24 protein-coding genes are annotated in these 25,207 nt (G+C 65.1%); 8 read left to right on the top strand and 16 right to left on the bottom strand.

Going from position 1 to position 25,207, the window contains the following annotated elements:
• Positions 1-365: 365 nt before the first annotated feature.
• From AC0SZ7_RS07290 to AC0SZ7_RS07245, 10 genes are all read right to left on the bottom strand, one after another.
• Positions 366-2,831 carry a TonB-dependent siderophore receptor gene (locus AC0SZ7_RS07290; protein ID WP_475503753.1) on the bottom strand — a complete coding sequence of 822 codons (2,466 nt, stop codon included), beginning with the start codon at positions 2,829-2,831 and terminating at the stop codon, positions 366-368.
• Between the two features lie 53 nt (positions 2,832-2,884).
• Positions 2,885-3,841: a FecR domain-containing protein gene (locus AC0SZ7_RS07285; protein WP_475503752.1), complete on the bottom strand. Its 957-nt coding sequence runs from the start codon at positions 3,839-3,841 to the stop codon at positions 2,885-2,887.
• The gene (locus AC0SZ7_RS07280; RefSeq protein WP_475503751.1) at positions 3,838-4,353 is read right to left on the bottom strand and encodes a sigma-70 family RNA polymerase sigma factor; all 516 of its coding nucleotides are present in this window, start codon (positions 4,351-4,353) and stop codon (positions 3,838-3,840) included. Before AC0SZ7_RS07280 ends, AC0SZ7_RS07285 begins: the two co-directional genes overlap by 4 nt.
• 179 nt (positions 4,354-4,532) lie before the next feature.
• Positions 4,533-6,959: a TonB-dependent siderophore receptor gene (locus tag AC0SZ7_RS07275; RefSeq protein ID WP_475503750.1), complete on the bottom strand. Its 2,427-nt coding sequence runs from the start codon at positions 6,957-6,959 to the stop codon at positions 4,533-4,535.
• Positions 6,960-7,074: 115 nt separating this feature from the next.
• The gene (locus AC0SZ7_RS07270) at positions 7,075-8,013 is read right to left on the bottom strand and encodes a FecR domain-containing protein (RefSeq protein ID WP_475503749.1); all 939 of its coding nucleotides are present in this window, start codon (positions 8,011-8,013) and stop codon (positions 7,075-7,077) included.
• 3 nt (positions 8,014-8,016) lie between these two features.
• Positions 8,017-8,520 (bottom strand): sigma-70 family RNA polymerase sigma factor, encoded by a 504-nt coding sequence (locus AC0SZ7_RS07265; protein WP_475503748.1) that lies wholly within the window; start codon positions 8,518-8,520, stop codon positions 8,017-8,019.
• Between the two features lie 182 nt (positions 8,521-8,702).
• Complete coding sequence (locus tag AC0SZ7_RS07260; protein WP_475503747.1) at positions 8,703-9,539, bottom strand: aldo/keto reductase; 837 nt, start codon at positions 9,537-9,539, stop codon at positions 8,703-8,705.
• Positions 9,540-9,646: 107 nt separating this feature from the next.
• Positions 9,647-10,135 (bottom strand): winged helix-turn-helix domain-containing protein, encoded by a 489-nt coding sequence (locus AC0SZ7_RS07255; RefSeq protein ID WP_475503746.1) that lies wholly within the window; start codon positions 10,133-10,135, stop codon positions 9,647-9,649.
• Between the two features lie 234 nt (positions 10,136-10,369).
• Complete coding sequence (locus AC0SZ7_RS07250) at positions 10,370-11,206, bottom strand: AraC family transcriptional regulator (protein WP_475503745.1); 837 nt, start codon at positions 11,204-11,206, stop codon at positions 10,370-10,372.
• Positions 11,207-11,256: 50 nt separating this feature from the next.
• Complete coding sequence (locus AC0SZ7_RS07245) at positions 11,257-12,165, bottom strand: alpha/beta fold hydrolase (protein ID WP_475503744.1); 909 nt, start codon at positions 12,163-12,165, stop codon at positions 11,257-11,259.
• Positions 12,166-12,304: 139 nt separating this feature from the next.
• On the opposite strand from AC0SZ7_RS07245, the gene AC0SZ7_RS07240 reads away from it, so the two are divergent.
• The 4 genes from AC0SZ7_RS07240 to AC0SZ7_RS07225 all read left to right on the top strand — a co-directional run bounded on the left by AC0SZ7_RS07240 (position 12,305) and on the right by AC0SZ7_RS07225 (position 16,933).
• Positions 12,305-13,219 (top strand): LysR family transcriptional regulator, encoded by a 915-nt coding sequence (locus AC0SZ7_RS07240; protein ID WP_475503743.1) that lies wholly within the window; start codon positions 12,305-12,307, stop codon positions 13,217-13,219.
• 3 nt (positions 13,220-13,222) lie between these two features.
• Positions 13,223-14,125: a LysR family transcriptional regulator gene (locus AC0SZ7_RS07235; RefSeq protein WP_475503742.1), complete on the top strand. Its 903-nt coding sequence runs from the start codon at positions 13,223-13,225 to the stop codon at positions 14,123-14,125.
• A gap of 123 nt (positions 14,126-14,248) precedes the next feature.
• Positions 14,249-14,875, top strand: coding sequence for a glutathione S-transferase family protein (locus AC0SZ7_RS07230; protein WP_475503741.1), 627 nt, complete (start codon positions 14,249-14,251; stop codon positions 14,873-14,875).
• A gap of 12 nt (positions 14,876-14,887) precedes the next feature.
• Positions 14,888-16,933 carry a pyridoxamine 5'-phosphate oxidase family protein gene (locus tag AC0SZ7_RS07225; RefSeq protein WP_475503740.1) on the top strand — a complete coding sequence of 682 codons (2,046 nt, stop codon included), beginning with the start codon at positions 14,888-14,890 and terminating at the stop codon, positions 16,931-16,933.
• 236 nt (positions 16,934-17,169) lie between these two features.
• Here the strand turns inward: AC0SZ7_RS07225 and AC0SZ7_RS07220 are convergent, their stop codons facing one another.
• The 3 genes from AC0SZ7_RS07220 to AC0SZ7_RS07210 form a co-directional block, all read right to left on the bottom strand.
• Positions 17,170-19,353, bottom strand: a complete 2,184-nt coding sequence (locus AC0SZ7_RS07220; protein ID WP_475503739.1) for a TonB-dependent siderophore receptor — start codon at positions 19,351-19,353, stop codon at positions 17,170-17,172.
• A 129-nt stretch (positions 19,354-19,482) separates the two neighbouring features.
• On the bottom strand, positions 19,483-20,157 hold the full coding sequence (locus AC0SZ7_RS07215) for a class I SAM-dependent methyltransferase (RefSeq protein ID WP_475503738.1): 675 nt from the start codon (positions 20,155-20,157) through the stop codon (positions 19,483-19,485).
• Positions 20,158-20,235: 78 nt separating this feature from the next.
• Positions 20,236-20,550, bottom strand: coding sequence for a winged helix-turn-helix transcriptional regulator (locus AC0SZ7_RS07210; protein ID WP_475503737.1), 315 nt, complete (start codon positions 20,548-20,550; stop codon positions 20,236-20,238).
• Between the two features lie 152 nt (positions 20,551-20,702).
• On the opposite strand from AC0SZ7_RS07210, the gene gstA reads away from it, so the two are divergent.
• From gstA to AC0SZ7_RS07195, 3 genes are all read left to right on the top strand, one after another.
• Entirely contained in the window at positions 20,703-21,332 is a 630-nt protein-coding gene (gene gstA / locus AC0SZ7_RS07205) for a glutathione transferase GstA (RefSeq protein ID WP_475503736.1), read from the top strand.
• A complete protein-coding gene (gene dapF / locus AC0SZ7_RS07200) occupies positions 21,329-22,156 on the top strand; it encodes a diaminopimelate epimerase (RefSeq protein ID WP_475503735.1) in 828 nt (275 codons plus the stop codon). The genes gstA and dapF overlap by 4 nt, the downstream gene beginning before the upstream one ends.
• A gap of 125 nt (positions 22,157-22,281) precedes the next feature.
• Positions 22,282-23,064 carry a hypothetical protein gene (locus AC0SZ7_RS07195; RefSeq protein ID WP_475503734.1) on the top strand — a complete coding sequence of 261 codons (783 nt, stop codon included), beginning with the start codon at positions 22,282-22,284 and terminating at the stop codon, positions 23,062-23,064.
• Positions 23,065-23,164: 100 nt separating this feature from the next.
• On the opposite strand, the gene AC0SZ7_RS07190 is transcribed toward AC0SZ7_RS07195, so the two are convergent.
• Positions 23,165-23,536 (bottom strand): DoxX-like family protein, encoded by a 372-nt coding sequence (locus AC0SZ7_RS07190; protein ID WP_475503733.1) that lies wholly within the window; start codon positions 23,534-23,536, stop codon positions 23,165-23,167.
• A complete protein-coding gene (locus AC0SZ7_RS07185) occupies positions 23,533-23,985 on the bottom strand; it encodes a thiol-disulfide oxidoreductase DCC family protein (RefSeq protein WP_475503732.1) in 453 nt (150 codons plus the stop codon). Before AC0SZ7_RS07185 ends, AC0SZ7_RS07190 begins: the two co-directional genes overlap by 4 nt.
• A gap of 220 nt (positions 23,986-24,205) precedes the next feature.
• Between AC0SZ7_RS07185 and AC0SZ7_RS07180 the strand changes: the two genes are divergently transcribed.
• Positions 24,206-24,523: a TM2 domain-containing protein gene (locus AC0SZ7_RS07180; protein WP_475503731.1), complete on the top strand. Its 318-nt coding sequence runs from the start codon at positions 24,206-24,208 to the stop codon at positions 24,521-24,523.
• Between the two features lie 32 nt (positions 24,524-24,555).
• On the opposite strand, the gene AC0SZ7_RS07175 is transcribed toward AC0SZ7_RS07180, so the two are convergent.
• Positions 24,556-25,167 (bottom strand): LysE family translocator, encoded by a 612-nt coding sequence (locus tag AC0SZ7_RS07175; protein ID WP_475503730.1) that lies wholly within the window; start codon positions 25,165-25,167, stop codon positions 24,556-24,558.
• Between the last annotated feature and the right edge of the window lie 40 nt (positions 25,168-25,207).

The following is a 25,207-nucleotide window of genomic DNA, read 5'->3' as shown; positions in this document are numbered from 1 at the left end:
CTACGGGTGCGGTGCGCGATCTGTAGCAGCAACTGTCTTGAAATGGCGTCGTCTGCATCGCGACTAAAGTCGGCTCCTACGCCGTACGTGGTAGGAGCCGGCCTTGGCCGCGATGCAGGCGGCGCGGTCCATGGGGTAACCGCATTCGCGTAGCAGCTGCCGAAGGCTGCGTTCGGCGGCGGTCCTGCGTTGCTCCAGGACGCGGCCTCCGGCCGCTGCTACAGGTGCCGCGCGCGATCTGTAGCCGCTGCCGCCAGGCTACACCAAACCGCGTAGCAGCTGCCGCAGGCTGCGTCCGGCTATGCCGCGGTATGCCTGGGGATATGCGGTGTGTTTGGACGCGGCCTTTGGCCGCTGCTACGGCTTTAGAAGTCCCAGCGGGTGGTGAGCATCACGTTGCGCGGTTCACCGTACACGGCCGAATTATAGAAGCCGATGTTGGTGTAGTAGTACTTGTCGAACAGGTTGTTGAGGTTCACCGTGGCCGACAGTTGCGGGGTGATCTGGTATTTGGTCATCAGGTCCGCCACCCAGTAGGCCTTCTGCTCGAAGGTTTCATACTCGTCATGGGGCGAGTTCCAGATCGCCTGCCAGGCCTTGCTCTGCCAGCGGCCGCCACCGCCCACGGTCCATTGGCTGAGTGCACCCGGCAGGTTGTAGGTGGTGTACAGGGTGAGCTGGTTCTCGGGTTCGAAGGTCGAGATTTTCTCGTTGTTGTCGTCGCGCACCACCTTGTGGGTGAAGCCGGCCTGCAGTTGCCAGCCCTTGGCCAGTTGCCCGGACACCTCCGCCTCGAAGCCCTTGGTTTGCGCGTCCGTGCCCTTGAAAGCGTAGTTGGGCGGCGTGGGGTTCTGGTTGTTGTAGGCGTCATCCGAGACCGGGCGGTTGCTTTCCTTCACCTGAAAATACGCCAGGCTGGCGTTGAGGCGGCCGTCGAAGAATTCGCCCTTGATGCCGGTTTCATAGTTCTCGCCCTCATCGGGGTCGATCAACTTGCCGTTGCGGTCGAGGTTGTAATAGTCCTGCGGGATAAAGATGTCGGTGTAGCTGGCATACACCGAGAAGTTCTTCGTCAGGTCGTAGACGGCGCCCGCATACGGAATGATCCGGCCGTTCTCGCGGTAGGTGTCGGTGGTGCCGGTGAGGGTGTAGTTCACCAGCCGCCCGCCGAGGATGAAATGCAGGTCGTCGGTGACCGCCAGGCGTGTGGCCAGGTAGAGGCCGGTCTGGCGAATCACGTCGTCATTCACCATCTGCGCCGTGCCCCAATAGGGTTTGTCGACGTTGCCGTGCCAGTTGTAGAAGTCCAGCTGGTTACCGCTTGGGAAGGTCACGTCCCAGTAGCCCTTGCCATCCCAGTGGGCCTTGCTGATGGAGCCGCCCAGCACCACCTCGTGCTCGCGGCCGAACAGGTTGAACGGGCCGCTGACATAGGCATCGGCGGCGTCGCTGGTGGTTTCGCCGCGGTAGCGCTGGGCGGTGATGTGGGCGGTGCCGTCAGCCTCCGGGGTGTTGCCCTGGATAGTGCCCATCTGCGCGTCGTAGCCGTTGAGCTTGTGGTCCAGCTGCAGCTTGCTCACCCAGCCATCGCCCAGCTGATGCTCGACGGTGGCGAACAGCGTGCGCGTGTACTGCCGCCAGCTGCTCCAGTCGGCGGCGTTGCTGAACGAACGCTTGACGCTGTTGCGCTCGCCCTCGGCGTTGATGAGCGGGAAGCTGCCCGACCAGGTGGAACCGCGCGGGGTGTTGTCCTGGTAGTCACCGCCCACGGTCAGCAGGGTGTCGGGTGACAGGTCGAATTCGAGGATGCCGTAGTACACCTCGGCCTTGCTGCTGTAGCGGTCCATGAACGACTGCTTGTCCTGGAGGGCGGCGACGGCGCGGCCACGGACATTGCCGGTGGGCGTGAGGGGGCCGCTGACGTCCACCTCGCTGCGGTAGTTGTCCCAGGAACCGGCGCCCAGGCTTACGTGGCCCTGGAAATCGGCCGTGGGTTTCTTGCGGATGAGGTTGATGGTCGCGCCCAGCGAGCCTGCGCCCACCAGCAGGCCGGGCGAGCCCTTGAGCACTTCGATGCGATCGTAGATGGCCATGTCGCTGAGCGTATTGCCCGCCGAGTAGCCGACGTTGCGCACTGCCGAGGGTATGCCGTCGTATTGGAAATTGTTGATGGAGAAGCCGCGGGCGTAGTAGTTCGAGCGGTCGCTGTCGTACGCCGACACGGTGATGCCTGGCGTGTGCCGCATCACGGCATCGACGTTGTCCAGGGCGAAGTCGTCCATGTGCTGGCGGGTCACCACCGTCACCGACTGCGGGGTTTGCCGGGGGCTGAGCACCAGGCGGGTGGCGGTGCCCAGCAGGCCGGGGGTGTAGGAGCCGGTGCCCTCGGTGATGTTGCCCAACTGGTTGCTGGTAATTTCGGTAGGCGCCAGGTCCAGCGCAGCGCTGGCGGGTGCCGCCGGCACCAGCACGAAACCGTCGGGCTGTTGCACCGCGTCCAGGCTGCTGGCTGCCAGCAGTTGGTGCAGCGCCTCGTCGGCGGTGAAGCGCCCGTGCAGGCCGGCGCTGCGCTTGCCGGCCAGCAGCTGTGGGTCAACGACGATGTTGACGCCGATGCTGCGGCTCAATTGGGTCAGGGCACTGTCCAGGCTGCCGGCCTGGATGTCGATCTGCAGCGGGTCGGCCGCCTGGGCCAAAGGGGCGCAAAGCCCGCCCAGGCTGCCGCAGAGCAGGGCGCGGCGCAGGGCCAGGTTGAGCAGCCGGGGGCGAAACGAAAGGGTGGCGCGCTGGGTCACGTCGGGAATCTCGATGGCAAGGAATGGGGCGTTCATGTAGCTATGCCGTCCCAGCTCCCAAACTCCATCAGCGTGCGTGAAGTATTTTTTCAAGCGGCGCTCACGCGCAGCCAGTAACGGCTGACCTGGCGCACCCGCCAGCCGTACGCCCGGGCGATCAGCGCAACGGATTGCTCGGGGTTCACCGTGCTGAAATTGCCACTCACCGGTGCATTGGCCAGCGTGGCCTCCCACCCCAGGTAGCCGACGCGATAGCGCCCCAGTTCCGCCAGCACCTGCGACAGCGGCAGGCTACGGGCGATCAACATGCCGTCGCGCCAGGCACCATGCTCTGCGCCAGGGGCGGGCAGCGGCCGGGCGCCGGCCTTGCCCACCAGCCATTGCTCGCCGGCGGCAACCGGGAACGGCGCCCCGGCGGCCTTGGCGGTGACCATGACCAGGCCCTGGGCGACCGTGACGCAGGTGCCGTGGGCCATCAGCCGCGCTTCGAAGCGGGCGTCGGTGGCTGCCACTTCGCAGTCCGGTGTTTCCAGGCGCCACGGTTGCGGGTTGCCAGGGGCCGTGGCCAGGGCCAGTTCACCGCGCAACAGCGTCAGCCGGTGCACCTCTTCCAGCGCCAGGCTGGCGGCGCTGTCGGTGTTCAGGTCCAGCACGCTGCCATCGGGCAGGGTCCAGCGCCGGTGTTCGCCGGTGCGCGTGCTGTAGTCGGCGATCAGCCGTTGCCAGGGCGCCTGGCGCTCGGCGGTCCAGCCGGTGGCGCCCACGGCCGTCGCCAGCATCGCAAACTTGAGTAGCTGGCGCCGCTGCAGGCGGGTGTCGGGTAGTTTGTTCAGGGTGGCGCGCGCAGCCTGCGCCGGCAACGCGGCAAACTGGCCGTTCAGGCTTTGAATGCGCAGCCATGCGCTGCGGTGCAGTTCATCCGCCGCCAGCCAGCGTTCGAACGCCTGGCGCGCCTGGGCGTCAGGGGTGTTGAAGGTGATTTTCAGCGACCAGCCGATGGCGGCGTCGAGCACCGCCGGGGGGATTTTCGGCGAAATGCGGCTCACGACAGGTCATCGCCGAAGGTCGCCGCGTAGCACTGGCGCAACGCCTGGGCGATGTAGCGCTCGACGCTGGGCACCGAGACGCCCAGCTCGCGGGCGATGGCGGGGCATTTCAGGCCGTCCAGCTGGGCCAGCAGGAACGCCTGGCGGACGATGGGGCGCAGGGTGTCGAGCAGGCGGTCGATGGTCATCAGCGCCTCGATCACCAACAGCCCGGTCTGCGGCGAAGGCGCCTCCTGGGCCGGCAACTCGGCCACGGTTTCAAGCCACGCCCGCTCTATGTCCCGGCGCCGCCACAGGTCGATTACCAGCCCACGTGCCACGGTGTGCAGGTAGGCGCGTGGCTGCGCCAGGGGCTGCAGCTTGCGCCGTTGCAGCAGCCGCACGAAGGTGTCCTGGGCAAGGTCGGCGGCATCCGCCGTGTTGCTCAGGCGCTGGTACAGCCACCCGCGCAGCCAGGCACTGTGGTCACGGTAGAGTTGTTCGACGAGTGCCGGGTGGTCGGAGCGCTGCATGGCGGATCCTGCGAGAGGTCTATTTGATAAACGATCGCATTATCATCTGTCATGTGGCGATTGGGAAGTGGGGCGGTGTTGTCGGACGCGGCTTGTGGGAGCTGGCTTGCCAGCGAGCTGTTGGGGCCATAAAAGTTCGCTGGCAAGCCAGCTCCCACAAAGACAGGTGCCGGTAGGTTCTACCAGCTGTACTTGACGCTGGTCAGCAAGGTGCGGCGCAGCCCTGGGTAGCACTCGTAGGTGTCGTCGCAGGTGGCGACGTATTCGGTGTTCAACAGGTTCTGCGCGTTCACCGACAGGGTCAGGTGCTGGTTGATCGGGTAGCTGGCCCCGGCATCGAACAAGGTGTAGTTGTCGATGTGGAAGGTGTTGGCGTTGTCGCCGTACAGCGCGCCGGTGTAGCGCGCGCCGCCGCCCAGGCTGAGGCCGTCCAGCAGGGTGTCGTGGAAGGTGTAGTTCAGCCACGCCGACGCCATGTGCTTGGGAACGTTGGCCGGGCGGTTGCCCTGGTCGCCGTTGTTGCTCTTGGTGATCTCGGCATGGGTGTAGGTGTAGGAGGCCAGCAGGTCCCAGTTGCGGTCCAGGCGCGCCTTGACCTCGGCCTCGATGCCATGTGACTGCTGCTCGCCGGAGGCCACCGAGAAGCCGGTGGTCACGCCGCCTACCAGCTGGTTGGTGAGCACGTTGGTCTTGGTCAGGTCGTAGGCGGCCACGGTCATCAGGATGGCGTCGCTTGGCTGGTACTTCACGCCCACTTCCCACTGGTGCGCCATGCTCGGGTCGAAGGCGCTGCCGGTGCTGCTGGTGCCGGTGTTGGGGTTGAACGACTCGGCGTAGCTGACGTACGGCGCCAGGCCGAAGTCGGTGAGGTAGGTCAGGCCCACGCGGCCGGTGAAGGCGTTGTCCTTCTGGTTGGTGGAAGCGCCCACGTGGTTGTCGAGGTCATTGCGCACGTAGTCGTAACGGCCGCCGGCGGTCAACAGCCAGTGGTCGTCGAACTTGATCTGGTCCTGCAGGTAGCCACCCACCTGCTGGATGGTCTGGTCGTAGTCGATGGAACTGAGGCTATTGGCGGCGCTGGGGCGGGCGATGCTCTGGCCGTATTGCGGGTTGTAGATGTTCAGGGTCGGCGCCAGGGTGCGCCAGCGGCTGATATCGGCGTCCTGCCAGGCGTAGTCCACGCCCATCAGCAGTTTGTGGACCAGGGGCCCGGTGCTGAAGTCGGCCTGCACCTGGTTGTCGAGGTTGAAGGTGTCCATGTGCTGGTCGAAGCGGTCGGCGATGCGCGAGGTGGTGCCGCTGGCAAGGTCGACGGCGGTGGGCAGCAGGTTCTGGAAAATCAGGTCCACCTGGCCGTAGCGGGCGTTCTGGCGGAACTCCCAGGTGTCATTGAAACGGTGGCGGAACTCGTAGCCCAGGGTGTATTGGTCCTGGTCCAGGTGATTGAAGCTGTGGTCGCCCATCAGCGTGCTGGTGGTGTGGCCGGTGGGCGTGCTGTAGGCAAACAGCGAGCCGCCGTTGTGGTCGCGCAAAAAATCGGTGAGCACGGTCAGGCTGGTGTCGGCGTCTGGCGCCCAGGTGAAGGAGGGCGCGATGTACAGGCGGTCGTCCTCTACCTGGTGGCCGTCGGCGTATTTCACCTGGGTGTCGGCATCGCGGGCCAGGCCCACCACCCGGTATAGCAGGCTCTGGTCATCGTTCAAGGCGCCGCCCACGTCGAACTGGCCCTGCAGGCGGTTGTTGTTGCCGCCGGTCAACTGCACTTCGTTGACGTGGTCGGCTTCAGGCTTTTTGCTGACGCGGTTGACGATACCGCCCGCATCGCCCTGGCCGAACAGGCTGGACGCCGGCCCGCGCGACACCTCGATGCGGTCGTAGGCATAGGGCTCGCTGCGGAAGAACGCGTAGCTGTTGTTCTGCTGGCGCAGGCCGTTCAGGTAGTCACTGGTGGCCTGGCCGTTGAAGCCGCGAATGTACAGCCAGTCGAAGCCCTTGGGGTCCAGGCCGTAGGCTTCCACCTTCACGCCTGGCACGTAGCGCAGGGCATCGGTGACGGTTTGCGCGCCCTGGGCCTGGATCTGCTGGCGGGTGATGACGGAAATCGACTGCGGAATCTCGATGATCGGCGTGTCGGTCTTGGTGCCCGCGCTGCTGCGCGTGGCCACGTAGCCTTGCTGCACGTCCGCGACGTCAGCGGCCTTGCCCGAGACGCTGGTGGGGCTCAGTTGCACGGCGGCGTCCACCATCGGCACCAGCGAGTAGCTGCCGTTGGCCAGCAACACCGCTTGCAGGCGCGTGCCGGCCAGCAGCTGGCGCAGGCCGGCGTCCACTGCGTAGCGGCCGTGCAGGCCGGGCGAGCGCTGGCCTTGGGCGGCCTGTGGGTCGTAGGAGATGTTCACGCCGGTGCTGGCGGAGAACTGCTCCAGCGCCGCGCCCACGGTGCCTGCGGGAATATCGAAGCGGAGGTCCGCAGCGGTTTGGGCCCAGGCCGCGGGGGCCACCAGCAGCGCCGTCATCGGCGCGGCCAGGGTCAGGCTCATCAGGCCCTGGCGCACCGCGCGCTTGAGCAGGTCAGGTCCATGGGTGGTTGGCTTGCGTACAGACATGTGTTTTCCCTTCGCCCCTGTGGCAGTCGTGGTGGCGTTAATCGCCTCTTCACTACCAAGTCGAACGAGATTCGAAATCGACAACACCCCCTGCAGCTATTTTTTTGCGCAGGCTTCAAGCCGGCTCCACGCGGGCCCAGTACGGGGTGAAATGGCGGATGCGCACGGGCAGGGTGGACGTCAGGTTGGCCAGCACGGCGTTGACGTCGGCCAGGTGGAAGGCGCCGGAGATGCGCAGGTTGGCCACCCCCTCGGCGCAGCCCAGGTAGCCGGGCCGGTAGCGCTGCAGTTCGCCGATCAAGTCGGCCAGGCGCCAGTCGTCGGCCACGAGCATGCCGTGGGCCCAGGCATCGGCCTGGCGGCTGGCCGGCTGCACGGCGCCCACCTGGTCGGCGCCAAACAGCAGCTGCTGGCCGGCGTCCACGCGCACGGACGGCAGCAGGGTGGCGGTGCGCACTTCAACCGCGTGCTCCAGCACGCACACCCGGGTGTGCTCGTCCTCGCTGCGCACCACGAAGCGCGTGCCCAGGGCGCGAATGCTGCCCTGTGGCGTATGCACCACGAACGGCCTGGCCTGGGTGTCGCGGGCGGTTTCAACCAGGATCTCGCCGCGCAGCAGTTGCAGTTCGCGCAGCTGCGGGCTGTAGTGGATATTCACCGCGGTGGCGGTGTTCAGCTGCAACTGGCTGCCATCTTCCAGCTGCACCCTACGCTGTTCGCCGGTGGCGGTGCGCTGGTCGGCCACCAGCGCCGGCAGCGGTGTGAGGCGCCAGGACAGCGCCGCAGTGCCGCCGGTGGCCAGCAGCAGCGTCAGCACCTTCAAGGTTTCGCGGCGCTTGAGGCGGGCGCTGCCCAAGGTTGGCCGCGCCACCCCGGGGCCCACCCGTTCCAGCCGCTCCTGCAAACGTGCCAGCCGCTCCCACGCCTGGCGATGGCCCGGGTGCGCAGTTAGCCACCGGTGGTGCGCCTCGCGGGTGGCCTGGCTGCATTCGCTGCAGCGCAGTTCCACGTACCAGCGCGCGGCGGCTTCCAGCACGGCATGATCCAGCGCCATGGGTTACTCCTCAGCCGCCAGCAGGCAGTGGGTCAGCGCCCTTGCCGCATGCTTCTTCACGGTGGTCACTGACACGTTCAGCTCGCGGCCGATCTGCACGTAGCTGAGGCCGTCGAGCTGGGCCATCAGGAAAATGTCCCGGGTCCGCGGGCCCAGGCCGTCCAGCAACTGGTCGATCTCCAGCAGGGTTTCAATGATCAGGTGGCGCGTTTCCGGCGAGATATCCTCGGCTTCGGGGCGCAGTGCCAGGGTTTCCAGGTACGCCTGCTCCAGCGCCCGGCGGCGGAACATGTCGATCATCAGGCTGCGGGCGATGCTGCTCAGGTAGGCGCGCGGCTCCCGCAGCTCCGGCGCCTTGCGCTGCAGCAGCACGCGAATGAAGGTGTCCTGCGCCAGGTCCGCGGCATGGTCGAAACAGCCCAGGCGTTTGCGCAGCCAGCCGCAAAGCCAGTTGTGGTGCTCGCTGTAGAGGGTTTCGATGGCCTGGTGCTGCGTGCGGTCGGACATTGCTCATACCTGAGACGAAGAATCATATGAAAATGAATCTCATTTTCTTCAGTGTCCAAGGTTTTGGCAATACGTGGTAGCGATTTGCAGCCAATTTGTATCAGGCGGGAGTGAATGCAAGGCCTGGCGGTACCCCAACGGTAGCCGCTGCCGTCAGGCTGCGGCTACAGGCGGGAACGCGTTTAGATTCCCATCTCGATGGTTTCCGGGTCTGGCCCCAGGCGCCCGGTCTGCTTGAGCTGGGCAATCGCCTGCAGTTCCTGGGCGCTCAGCTCGAAGTCGAACACGTCAATGTTGGCGGCAATGCGCTGGGCATTGGACGAGCGTGGAATCACCACGTGGCCCTGCTGCAGGTGCCAGCGCAGAATCACATGGGCCGGGGTCTTGCCGTGGCGTTTGGCGATGTCGGCGAACAGCGGCAGCTGCAACAGCTCGCCGCCCTGGCCCAAGGGGCTCCAGGACTCGGTGACGATGCCCTTGTCGCGGCACCATTGGCTGAGCTCGGCCTGGTTGAAGTCAGGGTGGATTTCGATCTGGTTCACCGATGGCACCACGCCGGTGTCGTCGATGATGTGGGTGAGGTGGTCGGCGTTGAAATTGGACACACCAATGGAGCGCACGCGGCCTTCCTGCTGCAGGCGCACCAGGGCTTTCCACGTTTCGCGGTAGGCACCTTTCTTCGGAATGGCCCAGTGAATCAGGTACAGGTCCAGGGTCTCCAGGCCCAGGCGTTGCAGGCTGGCATCAAACGCGCGCAAGGTGCTGTCGAAACCCTGGTCGGCGTTCCACAGCTTGGTGGTGACGAAAATCTGTTCGCGGGGCAGCTCGCTGTCGGCGACCGCGCGGCCCACGCCGGCTTCGTTGCCGTAGATCATCGCCGTGTCGATATGCCGGTAACCGGCGGCCAGCGCGGCCTTGGAGGACTCGTAGGCCTGCGCGTCATCCAGCTGCCAGACGCCAAGGCCCAGCTGCGGAATCTGTACGCCGTCGTTGAGGGTGATCAGTGGTGCGGATGGCATGACGAACTCCTGTTCAGGCTTGATTGAAAAGACTCTGGAGTTCGAGAGGGTAGTGCCGCACAAAGTTGCATTTCAAGGCAGGGGGGCAAATCTTCACGTGGGCGCCGTCATGTTTTTCCGAAGACGTGATCCGGCAGCTCTATCTGGAAGCGCACGTCGTGTTGCTCGAATTCCGGCACCTGGCGCAGCAGGGCGCTCAAGAAGGCCTTGATGGCGTGCTTGCCCTGCACGCGGCTGACGATGCCCACCGACTCCACATAGGAAATTTCCAGCACGTTTTCGTTGCTGGCCAGGGCTGCGGCAGGCGCTGCCCCGGGGTTCAGCTGATAGCCCTTGCGGGGCAGGGTCTGCAGGGTATGACGGTCGAGCTTGAGTAGGCGGCGCAGGGTGTTTATCTGCACGGCGAGGTTGTTTTCCGCCACGCACACGTCGGGCCACGCTGCGGCCAGCAGGTCGCGTTTGCTGACCACCCGATTGGCGCTTGCGATCAACCGCTCAAGCACATCGAACGCACGGCTGCCCAACGGCACTGGCAGGCCATCTACAAAGGCTTCACGCCGCTCCATCGATACATTTGCCGCACCCACGCGAATCATGGCCGTTCCCCGACTGGCTGGTAAGGGCCAGTGTGCCCGGCCTCAGACCAAGGGTGGAGAACGATCGGGCCATGTAAGAGTCCGATTGGGCCGTAGGTCTGTATGAAATGTGTTCCAGCGAAGGTCAGGCAAGGCGAAAACAGGCGAGGAAGCGGAGTTTACGGGTTGTAAATGAGCATTCCGAGCCTGTTTTCAACGCAGCATGGGCGAGCTGGGATACATTTCGTACAGAGCCTAGCGCGCCTTGCGCAGCGCGCTGGGGGCCAGGCCAAGATAGCGCTTGAACAGGCGCGCCAGGTAGGAGGGCGACTCCAGGCCAACCGCCAGGCTGATGTCGAGAATTGACAGCGACGTGGTCGAGATCAGCCGGGCCGCGCTTTCCACCCGGGCGCGGTGGGTGAACTCCAGCAGGGTCTGCCCGGTGACGGCCTTGAACACCCGGGTTAGCTGGCGCCGGGACAGGTGGAACTCATGGCCGATGGACGCCACCGTCAGTTCGCCGTCGAGGTTGGCCCGCACGTAGCGCTGAATGTCTCGCACCAGCAGGTCCGGCTGTTGGCGTTCGATGGGCTGCGGCTGGCCCGGCTGGCAGGCAATCAGCCGCGCACATTCGTTGAACAGCAGGTGGTTGAGCTGCGGCAATTGGCGCTGGAACGCCTGGGCCGAGGTGCTGCGTTGCAGCTGGTCGTGCAGGCGCAGGATGCTGTCCAGCGCCGCGCTTGCCTGCCAGACGCCCGTGCGGTCCACTCGTTTGCCAAAACCTGCGTAGCTGCAGGCGTGCTCTTGGTGCCGAACGTACGCGGGGTCTACGTACAGCGTCAGGTGTTCTTCCCGGCCAGGCGCTGCCTGGGTGGCGTGGGCGAATTCGGCCGGCACGAAGGAAAAGCACTGGTTCGACAGGTAGGCGTCCTGGCTGCTTTCGGTAGACAGGAACAGGCCACCCAGGCGCGGCAACAGCAGCATCGCGCCGTCATGCGCATGCCAGTCCACGCTGTAGCCGCTGGCGTTGCTGGTTTCCAGGTGAAACAGCCCAGTGGACGAGCCGTTGAGCTTGGGGGACAGGTAGGCCATGAAGCTGATTCCAGAGCGCTGTGATCAATATCCTACCTGACCGTTCTGCGCTATTGCGCGAGAAAATCCCGGATCGCCGCTATCGTCTGCGTGGGGGCCTCTTCCATCAACCAATGCCCGGCGCCCGGCACCACCACTTCGGTGACATGGTCGGCGGCGTTGCGCATGACGATGGCTTCATTGCTGCCAAATGATTTTTCCCCGCCAACCGCCAGCACCGGCATGGTCAGCCGAGCCTTCAGCGACGCCTGGTTGTCCACCGCGTCCTGGCGGATGCTGCGAAACTGCGCGAACGCCGCGTGCATGGCCCCCGGGCGGGCGTAGAGCCTGGCGTAGTGCTGGCGGGTGGCTTCGTCGATCTTGCCGGGGGTGCCGGCGAATTCGTTCCAGAAGCGGTCCAGGTAAATACGCTCACGGCCTTGCACCAGGCGTTCGGCATCCGGCCCGCCGAAGTCGAAATGCCACAGCAGCGGCGAGCGGACAATCTCGTTCCACGGCGGAACGCCCGGCACGGGCGCGTCCATCACCACCAGGCGGTCGGTCTGTTGCGGGTAGCGGGAGGCATAGGCGAAGGCAACCATGGTGCCGATGTCATGGCCGATCACCACCGAATGCTCGATGCCCAGGCTGGCAAGTAGGGCACGTATGTCGCCTGCCTGGGTTTTCTTCTCGTAGCCGCTGTCGGGAATCGATGACAGGCCCATGCCGCGCAGGTCCGGCACCACCACGGTGTGGTCCCGGGCGAGGTCGGCGGCCAGCGGTGCCCACATGTCACCGGTGTCGCCAAAGCCATGCAGCAGCACCACCGCCGGCCCCTTGCCGCCGACACGCACGTGCAGCGTGGCGCCGGGCACCTGCACTTCCTGTACGTGGAAGGCAGCGGGGAAGGGCATTACATCGGCATGGCCGGGCAGGCTGAGGGCCATGAGCACGGCAGCGGCAAGCAGGGCGCGGATCATCGCGGGTACTCCGGTGGAGGGGTGTGGAGGAGCGTAGTCCGCTTTCCGGCAACCACCCGGGTGCGTTGCCGCAACCGTCACTTCCTGAAGTCTCAAGCTACCTTCTATCACTACGCTGGCAGCGACTGCGGAGGTGACGGTGGACCGGTTTCTGGAAATGAAGGTGCTGTTGGCTGTCGTCGAGGCGGAAAGCTTTGCCGCGGGCGCCAGGCTGGTGGGCATGTCGCCCCCCAGCGTTACCCGGGTGATCGCCGGGCTGGAGGCGCGCCTGGGCACGCTGTTGCTGGCGCGCAGCACGCGCAGCCTGCGGCTGACCGAGGCGGGGCGGCGCTATGTGGAAGACTGCAAGCGCATCCTGCTGGAGCTTGAAGAGGCCGAGGCGTTGGCCGCCGGCAGCACGCTGCGCGCGCGGGGCAACCTGACGGTGACGGCGCCAGTGATGTTCGGGGAGTTGTTTTTGATACCCCTCATCAGCGAATACCTGGCCCAGCACCCGGACGTCACCATCAACGCCATCCTGGTGGACCGTGTGGTGAGCATGGCAGAGGAGGGCGTCGACGTTGCCATCCGCATCGGCGCCTTGCCTGACAGCGGTTTGCAGGCTGTGCCGGTGGGCACCGTTCGCCCGGTGGTGTGTGCGGCGCCGGCTTTTCTGGACCGCGTGGGCAGGCCGGCGTTGCCCGCGGATGTGCTGGCGCTGCCGGTGGTGATGTCGTCGGCCAGCAGCCTGCTCACCGAATGGCATTTTCAGGAAGGCGATCAACCGCTCGTGCTGCACCCGCAACCGCGCCTGCTGGTCAGCTCCAACCAGGGGGCCATCAATGCGGCCCGGCTGGGCGGGGGGCTCACCCGGGTGCTGTCCTACCAGGTGGCGCAGTGGGTGGCGAAGGGTGAACTGGAGGTGGTGCTCGAAGCGTTCCACACGCCGGCGCTGCCGGTGAACATTCTGTACCAGGCAGACCGTCAGGTGCTCGCCAAGGTCCGCACCTTCGTCGACCACTGCGCCCGCCGGTTCCTCGCCGATGCGGCGTTGCAAGCCGCCGTGATGAGCTAGCCAATGAGCCGCTACCGGGAAATGCACACTTTTGCGGCGGTGGCGCAGGCCGCCAGCCTGGCTGCCGCGGCCCGGCAGTTGCAGCTGTCGCCGGCCACCGTGATGCGCACCGTCGCCGCGCTGGAGGCGCGCTTGCACAGCACGCTGCTGGTGCGCGGCCCACGCGGGGTGACGCTGACCCCGGCAGGCCAGCAGTTCGCCCGCAGCTGCGAGCATCTCCTGGCGCAAACCGAGGTGGCCGAGCGCTCTGCCGCCGGCCTGCATGCCAGCCCCGAGGGCCGGCTGACGGTGGCCTTGCCGCTGCTGCTGGATGCGCAGGTTTTCGTCCCCATCGCCCACGCCTACCTGGAGGCCTTCCCGTGCGTGCGCTTGGTTATCCAGGCCAGCGCAGGCGTGCCCAGGCTGCTCAGGGACGGCATTGACGTGGCCATCGTTGTCGGCCCGCTGCCCGACTCTTCGGAGTTCGCCATCAGCCTGGGCGCAGTGCGGCCCATCGTCTGTGCGGCACCGGCTTATCTGGCGCGGTGGGGGCGCCCCGACACGCCCGAAGCGCTGCAGGCGCACCGCGCGGTGGTGGCTACCTCGGCGGCCCATGAGGCGCCGTGGCGTTTCCCTGGCAGTGGTTCCAGCCGCCGGGTGAAACCTGCACAAGTGCTGGGCTGCACGACCTTGCGCGGGGCCATCGACGCCGCCACTCAGGGCGTTGGGTTGATTCGCTGCATGAGTCACGAAGTCCACCGTGAAGTGCGCAGCGGCCTGCTTGTGCCGCTGCTCACCGACTTCGCCGAGGCCCAACTGCCGGTGCAGCTCATTTACCGCCATGGCCGCCGCGCCGAGGCGCGCGTGCGCACCTTCGTCGACTTCGCCGTGCCCCTGCTGCGCGCTCATCCAGCCTTTGTGCCGTGAGTGTTTGCGGGGGTTTATTCCGCAAAACGGAATTATGGATTGCGCAGCCTGGTGATTCTGCTGCGCGCTGGATGGGCGCAGCATCGCCACACCCATTGTCAGCCCCCTGCAGGAGACATCCCCATGCAAAACGCCATCAAACTGTACCGCCACCCCTTGTCCGGGCACTCGCACCGGGTGCAGTTGCTGCTTTCGCTACTGGGGCTGCCTACCGAGCTTGTGCTGGTGGACCTGGCCAAGGGCGAGCACAAACAGCCTGCGTTCCTGGCCATCAACCCGTTCGGGCAGGTACCGGTGATCGACGACAACGGCACCGTGCTCAGCGACTCCAATGCGATTCTCGTCTACCTGGCGAAGACGTACGGCAGCGGCAGCTGGAACGCCCGCGAGCCGCTCGCCGAGGCGCGGTTGCAGCGCTGGTTGTCGGTGGCTGCCGGCCAGTTGGCCTACGGGCCAGCGGCGGCGCGGCTGATCACGGTATTCGGCGCAGCCTTGAATGCCGACGAGGTGATCGCCCGCGCCCATTCGCTGCTCAAGCTGATGGACAGCGAACTGGCGAACAGCCCGTTCCTGGCGGGCCCCGAGCCGACCATTGCCGACGTGGCCAACTACAGTTACATCGCCCACGCGCCGGAAGGCAACGTGTCGCTGCACGAGTACCCCCATGTTCGTGCCTGGCTGCAGCGTATCGAGGCGCTGCCCGGGTTCGTGCCCATGCAGCGCACCGCTGCGGGCTTGCACGCCAATTGAGGAGCATGCGCCATGGACCATCCGCCAACGTCGCCCTGGCATGCTGGTGAGAAGCAGCTGCAGGCACTGTTCCATGCCTCCGAGCGCATGGATGAGATAGGCCCGCGGGTTATCCGCGACTACATGCCCGACCAGCACCGCGAGTTCTACCACCAGGTGCCGTTCATGGTGGTGGGCGCAGTGGACGGCGAAAACCGCCCCTGGGCCACGGTGCTGGAAGGGCCGGAAGGCTTTGTCAGCTCGCCCGACCCGCAGCACTTGCGCCTGGCGGTGCGCCCCGCCGCGCAAGACCCCGCCACCCCTGGCCTGCAGGTGGGGCAGGCGATCGGCATGCTCGGCATCGAGCTGCACACCCGGCGGCGCAACCGCATCAATGGCGTGATCCAGCACACGTCGGCGCAGGGCCTGGAGGTGGCGGTAGAGCAGTCTTTCGGCAATTGCCCCAAGTACATCCAGGCGCGCGGGTACAAGCGCAGCCCCGAGGCTGAAGGCGGCGATTGCGCGCGCCAGGACTTCGACGCGCTGGACGAGCACAGCCGCGCGCTGATCAGCGCAGCCGACACGTTTTTCGTCGCCAGCTACGTCGATCAGGTCCAGCATCGCTCGGTCGACGTGTCGCACCGCGGTGGCCGTCCCGGTTTCATCAAGGTGCAGGGCAACCGCCTGACCATTCCCGACTACGCCGGCAACCTGTTCTTCAACACCCTGGGCAACCTGCAGCAAAACCCGGTGGCCGGGCTGCTGTTCATCGACTTCGCCAGCGGTGACCTGCTGCAACTGACCGGGCGTACCGAACTGCTGCTGGACAGCCCCCTGATCAGCGCCTTCGAAGGCGCCGAGCGGCTGTGGGCGTTCGAGGTGCAGCAGGCGGTATTGCGGCCTGGCGCGATGAAACTGCGCTGGCAGTTTCAGGACTATGCCCCCACCAGCCTGGCCACCGGCACGTGGGCGGAAACCGACGAGCGCCTGCGCCAGAACGCCCAGCGCCGGCAGTGGCAGCAGTGGCGCGTGACCCGGGTGCAGCAGGAGAGCAGCGACATTCGTTCGTTCTACCTGGAGGCGCCGGGCGCCGCCGTTATCCCGTTCGTGCCCGGGCAGCACCTGCCCGTGCGCATAGCGGCTGGCGGCGAGGGCGCGCTGGTCAGGACGTACAGCCTGTCCAGTGCGCCCTCGGACGGCCAGCTTCGCATCAGCGTCAAACGCGAGGGCCAGGCGTCCAGCTACCTGCACGACCAGGTGCAGGTGGGCGACCTGTTGGACGTGCGGCCGCCGGTTGGCGGCTTCACCCTGCTGGAGGGCAGCCAGCGGCCGGTGGTGTTGCTGGGCGCCGGGGTGGGCATCACGCCGATGATCTCGATGGCCCGGCACCTGGTGGCGGAAAACCTGCACCAGGGCGGCGCGCGGCCCATCCACCTGTTCCAGAGTGCGCGCACCCTGGCGCAGTTGCCGTTCCAGCAGGAGCTTGCCCAACTGCAGCAGAACCCGGCCGCGTTGCTGCACGTTCACCGTGCGCTCAGCAGCCCCGGTGCCGATGCGCTGCCCGAGCGTGACTACCAGCTGGCTGGCCGCCTGGGTTTTGCCCAGGTGCAGGCGCGGCTGCCGCTGGACGACTACGACTTCTACCTGTGCGGCCCGGCCGGTTTTCTGCAAGCCATGTACGACGGCCTGCGCGGCATCAACATCGCCGACGAACGCATTCACGCCGAGGCGTTCGGCCCCTCGGCCCTGCGCCGCGCGGCAGCGTCACCGCCGGCTGCCGTGCCGCAGCCGCCTGCCGCCAGCGCGCCGGTGCCGGTGTATTTCAGTGCGTCGGGTATTGAAGGCCGCTGGAAACCCGGTGGCGGTACCTTGTTGGAACTGGCCGAAAGCCGCGGCCTGCAGCCCGAATTCAGCTGCCGCGGCGGCTCGTGCGGCACCTGCGGTACCCGGCTGGTCAGCGGCAGCGTGCATTACCCCAACCCGCCGGCGCAGTTGCCGGCGGCGGGTACGGTACTGATCTGCTGCGCGGTGCCGGCGCACAGTGAAGGCGATGCGCAGGCGTTGGTGCTGGATTTGTAGCGTCCCGTAGCAGCTGCCGCAGGCTGCGTCCGGCCTCTGCGCGGTCCGCCCGCCAATGCGCGGCGGCCGCTGCTACGGGGCCCTGTGTACCTCGTTGATCGTGATGCAGACGACGCCGTTTCAAGGCAGTTGCTGCTACATCCTGTGGGAGCTGGCTTGCCAGCGAGCTGTTGAGGCCCTAAAAACTCGCTGGCAAGCCAGCTCCCACAAAGACAGTTGCGGCTACGGGCGCGGTGTCAGAAGCGGTATTTCGCTGTCACCATCATGTTGCGCGGGCTGCCGTAGCTGTCGCCACCGTAGCTGATGTCGTTGGCGATGGACTGGTAGTACGTGCGGTCGAAGATGTTGTTGGCGTTGAGCTGCAGGTCCAGGTGCTGGTTGACGCGGTAGCCGGCCATCAGGTCGGTGACGGCATAGGCGCCCTGTTTCAGGCGGTAGATGCTGCCGTCGGCCACCTCGAAATCGTTGTACAGGCGGCTCTGCCAGTTGACGGTGCCACCCACGCGCAGGTTCTGCAGCGGGCCCTGGAACTGGTAGGTGGTGGTCAGTTTGAACTGGTGCTCAGGCACGTCGGTGTCGAAGCGCTGGTTGACGTTCTGCGGGTTGGCCTCATCCTTCACCGTGTGGATGCGCGCATAGGTATAGCCGCCGCCCACCTGCCAGTTCTCGGTCAGCGCGCCTTGCAGTTCCAGGTCCACGCCCTGGCTGCGGATCTCGCCGGAAGGCTCGTAGCAGCTGGCTTGCGGGCAGTTCGGCACCACCACCTGCACGGCGCGGTTTTCCTGGTCGACACGGAACACCGCCAGGCTGGCGTTCAGCGCGCCGTCGAAGTATTCACCCTTGATGCCGATCTCGTAGTTCTTGCCCACGATCGGCTTCACTGGCGTGCCCGAAGTGCCTTTCTCGGTCTGCGGGGTGAAGATGTCGCTGTAGCTGGCGTACACCGAGTGGTGTTCGTCCAGGTCGTAGATCAGGCCGGCATAGCGGGTGACGTTGCGGGTGACCTTGTAGTCGCCATCGCCATCGCGGTTGTCGTAGTCATACCAGTCCAGGCGGCCGCCCAGGATCAGTTTCAGCGGGTCGGCGAGGCTCAGGCGGGTGGTCATGTACACGCCGTCCTGGGTGGTGACTTCACGGCTGCTGCCAGCGTGCAGGAAGTCCGGTTTGCCGCCATCGATCGGCCAGTCGAGGCTGTAGGGGCTGTAGCTGTGGGTGGTGTTGTCGAAGATGCGTTCGCTTGCGCCCAGCACCAGTTCGTGGGTACGGCCGAAGGCTTCGAAAGGCCCGCTGACGAAGGCGTCGACGCCGGTCTGGTGTTCATTCTGGCCAGCCTGGTACACGGTGCGCGCCAGGGTGTTGTTGACCCAGCGCGACTGGTAAGAGCCGGAGAACAGCGCGTTCTGCGCCGAATAGTTGGCGTTCACCTGCAGCTTCCAGCCGTTGGCCAGCAGGTGGCGCAGTTCGGCGAATACCGTGTTGATCTCCTGGTCCTTGTTCTCCCAGTGCGTGCCAGGGTTGTAGGAGCGCGGCAAATCCAGGTGGTGGCCATCCTGGCCGACCATGGACGAGCCCCAAAAATAGTTGGTCTTGTCCTTCTGGTGCGAGAAGCCCAGGGTCAGGGTGGTGTCTTCGCTGAGGTCAGCCTCGGTGACCGCGTAGAACAGGCCGTGGTCCTCCTGCACGCCGTCGATGAAGCTGTTGGCGTCGCGGTATGAAGTCACCACCCGGCCGCGCAGGCTGCCGCTGTCGTTCAGCGGGCTGGAAGCGTCCACCTCGCCACGGTAGTCATCCCAGCTGCCGGCGGCGCCGGTCAGGGTCACCTGCTGGTCGGCCAGCGGCCGCTTGCGCACCAGGTTGATAGCCGCCGAAGGGTTGCCCGAACCCGTCACCAGGCCGGTGGCGCCGCGCACGATCTCCACCCGGTCAAACATCGCCAGGTTCGGCTGGGCGCCCACCGAGACGCCGTTGTAGCCGCTGGGAATGCCGTCATACATCAGGTTGTCGATGTCGAACCCGCGCGCCGTATACGTCTGCCGGCCGGGGCCGCTGGAAAAGTTCAGGAACAGCCCGGGGGTGGCGCGCACCACGTCGTTGATGCTGGTCATGGCCTGGTCGTCCATGCGCTGGCGGGTCATCACCGTCACCGCCTGGGGCGTTTCGCGCATGGTCAGCGGCAGCTTGGTGGCGGTGGACATGGCGCCGGTGGTGTAGGAATGAGTGCCCTCAGTGGTGCTGCCCAGGTCGCTCAGTTCAGTGTTGTTGATGGCGGTAGCGCTCAATTCAATCGCCGTTCCCGTGGTTTTCTCCTGCTCCTCGCTGCGTTCATCGGCCAGTGCCGGGGTGAGGGTGGCCATGCACACGGCCATAGCGAGGAGGTTGCGGGAGGGGCTGAAACTGCGGGACGACATCAACTGCGACATGAAGGCTTCCTGGCTCTACTGCTGATAACGATGATGGTTATGAGAATCATTCGCTAAAAATTGTGTCAGGATTTGATACAGATAAACAGGGTTTCATGAAAAAAAGTTCAGAAATGTTCTGGTGTCGTGTCAGCGCGCGGTCGAGGTGGCCGTCAGCAGCAGGGACTGTGGGACGGGGCTTTGCGGGTGTTGCGGCTCTTGTAACGACGCCAGGCGAAAGCCGGCCATGTCGAGGGCGTTGATCCAGCTGGCCAGCGTGCGGAAGTACCACGGCATCGGCTGCCAGTGGCCCGTAAAACCCGCGAAAGTTTCCTCGCGCCAGCCATCCTGATAATCCCCCGCTGCCGCGGCCCACGGGTGCAGCGTCTGGATCACCAGCGCGCCGCCGGGGGTGAGGAGGGCGTGCATGGCCGCCAGCAGCGGGATGATGTCCTGGTGCAGCAAGGCAAAGTTGGCGCACACCAGGTCATAGCCACTGCCGATGTCCACCGTCGCGTCCACCAGCGCGGCGTAGCTTGCCACGTGCACCGGCGAAGCGCCCGCCGCCCTTGCCGCGTTCACCAGCGTGGCATCGCCATCCACCCCTACCGCCGCGACGCCGCGCTGGGCCAGCGCCCGCAGCAGCCAACCTTCGCCGCAGCCCAGGTCCAGCACACGCTCTGGCTGGCGCCCCAGCACCGCCAGCAGCATTGCCTGGTCAGTGACCTGGCGGCGGCTTTCGATGGTGCCGTTGCGAATCGCGTCGATCCAGGCGCCGGCGTTGTGGTGCCAGCTTTGCAGCAGGGCGGATTCAGGGGTGGGCATGGCGCGGTCCGGGATCAAAAAACAAAGCATAGCCAACCCCCGTAGCAGCTGCCGCCAGGCTGCGTCCGGCCCCCCACCTCAACGGCTTTTAACCCACAACCCAAACTCCCGCATCACTTCCACCACCGGTGCCAGCCGCCTGCCGTCCTCCGTCAGTTCGTATTCAACGGTCACCGGCACGGTAGGAAACACAGTGCGCTTGAGCAGCCCCGCTTCTTCCAGCGCCCGCAGGTCAAGGGTCAGCATGCGCTGCGAAATGGCCGGCATGTCACGCCTCAGGGCGTTGAAACGCTTGGGGCCCTCCAGCAGGTAAGAGGCGATCAGCAAGCGCCAGCGGCCACCCAGCAAGCGCATTGCTTCTTCCACCGAACAACCGGATACGTTGTTTTTCATCAGCTCAAATCCCGGGCAAAGTAGGTATACATTTTGTACCTATACTACAAAATACTGCCTTCTTCTTATTTTATACTCGCGCTCTAGAATGGGCCGAAGCCGCCACTGCGCCGATATCCGCGTGGCGTTTTCCCACGTTCTGGAGTCCATCAATGAAGCTGTACTACATCCCCGCGTCCTGCTCGCTGTCCCCCCATATCGTGCTGAACGAGTTGGGCCTGGAAGCGGTATTGATCAAGGTCGATCACAAGAAACACCTCACCGATTCGGGCGCCGATTACCTCGCGGTCAACCCCTTGGGGTACGTGCCCGCTCTTGAGCTGGAAGACGGCGCCGTGCTGCGTGAAGGACCGGCGATTGTTCAATACCTCGCCGACCTGAAGCCCGAGTGCGGGCTTGTGCCACCGGCAGGCACCCTGGCGCGATATCGGCTGCAGGAGTGGTTGAATTTTCTATCGGCGGAAGTGCACAAGGGCTTCATTCCCTTACTGTACGCAACCCTGGCCGGTTCATACGTGGCCACCGCCAAACCCAAGCTTGAACAGCGCTTTCAATGGATCGATGCTCAATTGTCGGAAAAGCCGTACCTTATGGGGGAGGCCTTCAGCGTGGCGGACGCTTACCTGTTCGCGCTGACCGGCTGGGGGCAGGCCAGCTGGTTGACCAGCTACTACAAGGCCGACATCCACTTTGATCAGCTTGATAACCTGCGCGCCTGGCATGAGCGGGTCAAAGCGCGGCCTGCCGTTCAAAAAGCGTTGCGTGAAGAAGGGCTTGCATGACCACGACCACGTCACTGGCATTCCACAAAATGCACGCCAATGGCGACGACTTCGTCATCGTCGATGCCCGGCGCGTGCCCGTCGCCACCACCGGGCAGCTTGCCCAACGATTGGGTGACAGGCACCGCGGCATCGGCTTCAACCAGCTCGCCGTCATGCAGGCCTGCGAAAGCGCCGACGCACAGTTGCTGTTCTGGAACGCCGATGGCTCGCCCTTGGCTACCTGCGGCAGTGCAACCCGTGGCGCCGCTGACTTGTTGATGCGTGAAGGCAACACCGCCTCTGTGGTACTGCGGACCAGCCGCGGTTTTTTGACGTGCACGCGTACCGCCACCGGCGACATCGCCGTCAGCATGGGCCAGCCCTCGTTGGGCTGGGCTGAAGTGCCCCTGGCCAGGGAAATGGACACCCGCGAGCTGCCCATTCCCGGCAGTCCGGCGGCCGTGAGCATGGGCAACCCGCACTGCACCTACTTCGTGGACGACCTGGCCACGGTGGACGTGGCCGCCCTGGGCCCTGCGCTGGAACACCACGCGCTGTTTCCGGCGCGAACCAACGTGCATTTCGTCCAGGTCATCAACCGCCAGCACATCCGCCTGCGCATCTGGGAACGCGGCGGCGGAGTGGCGCTGGGCTCGGGTTCCTGCTCGTGCGGCGCCGCGGTAAACGGCATGCGCCGGGGCCTGCTGGACAGCGCGGTGCGGGTTGAATGCGATGGCGGCAGCACCACGGTTGAGTGGGATGGCGAGGGGCCGGTGATGTTGATAGGGCCAGTGGAGCAGCTGTATTCGGGCCGCCTGGCGGACGGGCTTTACCTCCCGTAGCAGCTGCCGCCAGGCTGCGTCCGGCCCCGACGCGGTCCACCTGAAAACACGCGGCGGCTGAGACGCGGCCTGGTGGCCGCTGCTACAGTTGCTCGCAAACTTCAGCGTACCCTCAGGTAACCGTAATGGACTACACCACCCACCTCGATAGATTTGCAGCCGCCATCCAGGCCACCGACTTCCAGGCCATCAAGGATGCCTCGCAGATACCGCCCGCATTTCGCCTGGCCCAGGACGGCGGCCTCACCAGCCACTACACGCCCTTCGAGTACATCAATGCCACGGCCAAAGTGGTGTTGGTGGGTATAACCCCCGGGTTCACCCAGTGGAAGAACGCCATGTGCGCGGCCCAGGCGGAGCTCGCCATGGGCTCGAAGGCTGACAAGGTGTTGCAGACTGCCAAACGCACCGGCGCGTTCAGCGGCGCCATGCGCCCGAACCTGGTGGGGTTGCTGGACCGTATCGGCGTGCACACCTGGCTGGGGTTGGAGTCCTGCGACAGCCTGTTCAGCCACCATGCACATTGGGTGCAGTCGACGTCGATCCTGCGCCATGCCATTCACGTCGCTGGCGAAAATTACAGCGGCGCGCCAAACATGATCCGCCAGCCGCTGCTGCAGCAGCAACTGCTGGAGCACTTCGCCCCGGAGGCGCGTGCCTTGCCGGACGCGGTCTATATTCCGCTTGGGCCGAAGGTCAGCGAAGGACTGGATTGGCTGGCACGCCAGGGCGTGATTGCCAGCGACCGAATCCTTCACGGTTTGCCACACCCCTCCGGCGCCAACGCTGAACGAATTGCCTACTTCCTCGGGCGCAAGCCTGCCGGGCAGCTTTCGGTGAAAACCAATGCCGGCAAGCTTGATGCGCTGCGCGAGAGTTTGACTGCGCAGGTGTTGGCCCTGCGGTAGCACCAACTACCGCGCGCCCCCCCGTAGCAGCTGCCGCAGGCGGCGTCCCGAGGCCCACCAGGTTCACTGCGGTGCCTGTTACGCGGCCTGGCCGCCGCTGCTATGGGGTCCGTGTCACCCAGGCGATTGCTGCCAGCGCCATGCCTGCCACGTTCAAGGTCACCGGGTTGAAGGCATCCATCAGCATCGAAGGTTGCACCAGCGCCACATCCACCAATAACGCCAACAACGCCACGCCCGTCACCAGTAATGGCCAACTGCGCCCAGGAGCCAACACCAACAACACCGCCAGCGCCAGTTCGGCCATTCCGGCCGCCTGTGAAAACCACAGCGCATCCCCCAGGCCATGGGCCTGCAGCAACGTGCGCTCCCCAGGGGCCGTCATGATCAGCTTGGGCACCAGCCCATGGTAGGCAAACATGAACGCCAGGCCGCCGCGCCCCAGCCAGTGCGCCCGGCGCAGGCGGTTCATGCCGGCGCCTTGAGAAAGCGCCGCTGATGGTCCGCCGTGGGCATCAGGCACACGTCATATTTGCCGAACAGGCGGTAGCGGTTGAGCGCGATGCGGTCGTAGGCCCAGTCGCGCAACCACAATGGGCAAACGCGCAGCGCCCGCAACGCCGGCCAGGGCGTGGGCAGCAGCGCCACCACCGCAAAAAACGCCTCCGAGCGCACCCAGTAATGGTGATCGCGGATGACCGCCATGGTGTCGAATGCATCCACCGGCAAACCGGCCCACGCCAGCAACGCCTGCCCCTCGGGCGACTGCACCGTGGCCAGGCGAACCCGCTGGCTGCGGTCATGGCGAATCAGAAACTTCGCCCAGCCGTTGCAAAGCTTGCACACCCCGTCGAACAGCACCACGGTTTCACCAGGGGCCAGCAGCGGGGCGGGGGTGGGGCGGTGCAGGGTGGTGGGCATGGGCAGGGCTCGTTGGTGGGGCTTAGGGAAGCAGTGTAACCCGCTATTCATTCATTGCACTGCGGCGCCAAGAAGCGGCCTGGTGGCCGCTGCTACGGGGCCGTGGACATCTCTACAGACCCAAGCACATGCTTTCTTGATTGCAAAATGATATCGTTTTACTTTGTCCAAGATCGTGTCAGTTCGACACATGGAATCCCGATTGGGAAAGGAAACCTGAATGTCATCCCTGCAAGCCGAAATGCTTATTGAACAGAAAGTGGCAAACGCCAAGAAGTCCACTGGCGTTGCCTACCTGTTGTGGTTTTTCGTGGGCGGCTTCGGCGCACACCGTTTTTACCTGGGTAAAACGGGCACTGCTGTGGCTCAACTGATCATCACCGTTATCGGTTGTTTCACCATCTTCCCGCTTATCATTACCGGCCTTTGGTTATTGGTGGATGCGTTCCTGATTCCAGGCATCATCCAGGAGCACGCGGAAAAAGCGCGCCGCGAGGCACGCCTTGAAGTAGCGTTGATTCAACAGAATCAAGCGTGATGCCCCCTGTAGCCGCCGCCTGACAGCCGCGGCTACAACCCCGCCAGCGCCAAACTCACCCCCAAACCGATCAACGCCGCACCAATTACCCTGTCCAGCAACTTTTGCCTCGCCAGCAAACGCCCGCGCAACGCCTCCGACGAAAAGAACATTGCCACAACACTGAACCACCCCCAATGCGCCAGCGACATGAATAGCCCATAGCCCAAATCAGTCGCCAAACTGTTGCTGACCTGCACCACCTGGCTGTAAGTGGCAACCACGAACAGCATCGTCTTGGGGTTCAGCGCGTTGGTCAAAAAACCCATGCCGAACGCCTTGCCAGCAGACGGGCGCGGCCCGCTGGCCATGCCCACCTCCAAGGCCGACATGCTGCTCAACGACTTCCAGCCCAGGTAGATCAGGTAACCGGCACCCAGCAGCTTCATCGCCATGAACACCATCGGCGAGTGGATGATGATGAGTGCAATGCCTAACACCGTATAAAACACATGCACCTGCACCCCGCAGGCAATGCCCAACGCTGCGATCAGCCCGCTGCGGCGCCCGTAGGCGTAGCTGTTGCGGGTGACCATCGCAAAGTCCGGCCCTGGGCTGATCACCGCCAGCATCGTGATCGCCGCTACGGCCAACAACTCATTCATACCAGTTCCTCATTTTGCACGACGTTTTCGCACAGGTACC

The sequence above is a fragment of the Pseudomonas sp. JC1203 genome, from assembly GCF_056175065.1.
The sequence above is the reverse complement of the archived record's forward strand: the minus strand, read 5'-3'. Positions and strand labels throughout refer to the sequence as shown.

What these genes read in the sequence shown, in the direction of transcription:
- AC0SZ7_RS07255 (WP_475503746.1), bottom strand. Translation starts at nt 10,135, where the DNA reads ATGATTCGCGTGGGTGCGGCAAATGTATCGATGGAGCGGCGTGAAGCC.
- AC0SZ7_RS07260 (WP_475503747.1), bottom strand. Translation starts at nt 9,539, where the DNA reads ATGCCATCCGCACCACTGATCACCCTCAACGACGGCGTACAGATTCCG.
- AC0SZ7_RS07235 (WP_475503742.1), top strand. Translation starts at nt 13,223, where the DNA reads ATGAGCCGCTACCGGGAAATGCACACTTTTGCGGCGGTGGCGCAGGCC.
- AC0SZ7_RS07185 (WP_475503732.1), bottom strand. Translation starts at nt 23,985, where the DNA reads ATGCCCACCACCCTGCACCGCCCCACCCCCGCCCCGCTGCTGGCCCCT.
- dapF (WP_475503735.1), top strand. Translation starts at nt 21,329, where the DNA reads ATGACCACGACCACGTCACTGGCATTCCACAAAATGCACGCCAATGGC.
- AC0SZ7_RS07275 (WP_475503750.1), bottom strand. Translation starts at nt 6,959, where the DNA reads ATGTCTGTACGCAAGCCAACCACCCATGGACCTGACCTGCTCAAGCGC.
- gstA (WP_475503736.1), top strand. Translation starts at nt 20,703, where the DNA reads ATGAAGCTGTACTACATCCCCGCGTCCTGCTCGCTGTCCCCCCATATC.
- AC0SZ7_RS07180 (WP_475503731.1), top strand. Translation starts at nt 24,206, where the DNA reads ATGTCATCCCTGCAAGCCGAAATGCTTATTGAACAGAAAGTGGCAAAC.
- AC0SZ7_RS07245 (WP_475503744.1), bottom strand. Translation starts at nt 12,165, where the DNA reads ATGATCCGCGCCCTGCTTGCCGCTGCCGTGCTCATGGCCCTCAGCCTG.
- AC0SZ7_RS07210 (WP_475503737.1), bottom strand. Translation starts at nt 20,550, where the DNA reads ATGAAAAACAACGTATCCGGTTGTTCGGTGGAAGAAGCAATGCGCTTG.
- AC0SZ7_RS07270 (WP_475503749.1), bottom strand. Translation starts at nt 8,013, where the DNA reads ATGGCGCTGGATCATGCCGTGCTGGAAGCCGCCGCGCGCTGGTACGTG.
- AC0SZ7_RS07225 (WP_475503740.1), top strand. Translation starts at nt 14,888, where the DNA reads ATGGACCATCCGCCAACGTCGCCCTGGCATGCTGGTGAGAAGCAGCTG.
- AC0SZ7_RS07250 (WP_475503745.1), bottom strand. Translation starts at nt 11,206, where the DNA reads ATGGCCTACCTGTCCCCCAAGCTCAACGGCTCGTCCACTGGGCTGTTT.
- AC0SZ7_RS07215 (WP_475503738.1), bottom strand. Translation starts at nt 20,157, where the DNA reads ATGCCCACCCCTGAATCCGCCCTGCTGCAAAGCTGGCACCACAACGCC.
- AC0SZ7_RS07265 (WP_475503748.1), bottom strand. Translation starts at nt 8,520, where the DNA reads ATGTCCGACCGCACGCAGCACCAGGCCATCGAAACCCTCTACAGCGAG.
- AC0SZ7_RS07280 (WP_475503751.1), bottom strand. Translation starts at nt 4,353, where the DNA reads ATGCAGCGCTCCGACCACCCGGCACTCGTCGAACAACTCTACCGTGAC.
- AC0SZ7_RS07175 (WP_475503730.1), bottom strand. Translation starts at nt 25,167, where the DNA reads ATGAATGAGTTGTTGGCCGTAGCGGCGATCACGATGCTGGCGGTGATC.
- AC0SZ7_RS07220 (WP_475503739.1), bottom strand. Translation starts at nt 19,353, where the DNA reads ATGTCGCAGTTGATGTCGTCCCGCAGTTTCAGCCCCTCCCGCAACCTC.
- AC0SZ7_RS07190 (WP_475503733.1), bottom strand. Translation starts at nt 23,536, where the DNA reads ATGAACCGCCTGCGCCGGGCGCACTGGCTGGGGCGCGGCGGCCTGGCG.
- AC0SZ7_RS07195 (WP_475503734.1), top strand. Translation starts at nt 22,282, where the DNA reads ATGGACTACACCACCCACCTCGATAGATTTGCAGCCGCCATCCAGGCC.
- AC0SZ7_RS07290 (WP_475503753.1), bottom strand. Translation starts at nt 2,831, where the DNA reads ATGAACGCCCCATTCCTTGCCATCGAGATTCCCGACGTGACCCAGCGC.
- AC0SZ7_RS07230 (WP_475503741.1), top strand. Translation starts at nt 14,249, where the DNA reads ATGCAAAACGCCATCAAACTGTACCGCCACCCCTTGTCCGGGCACTCG.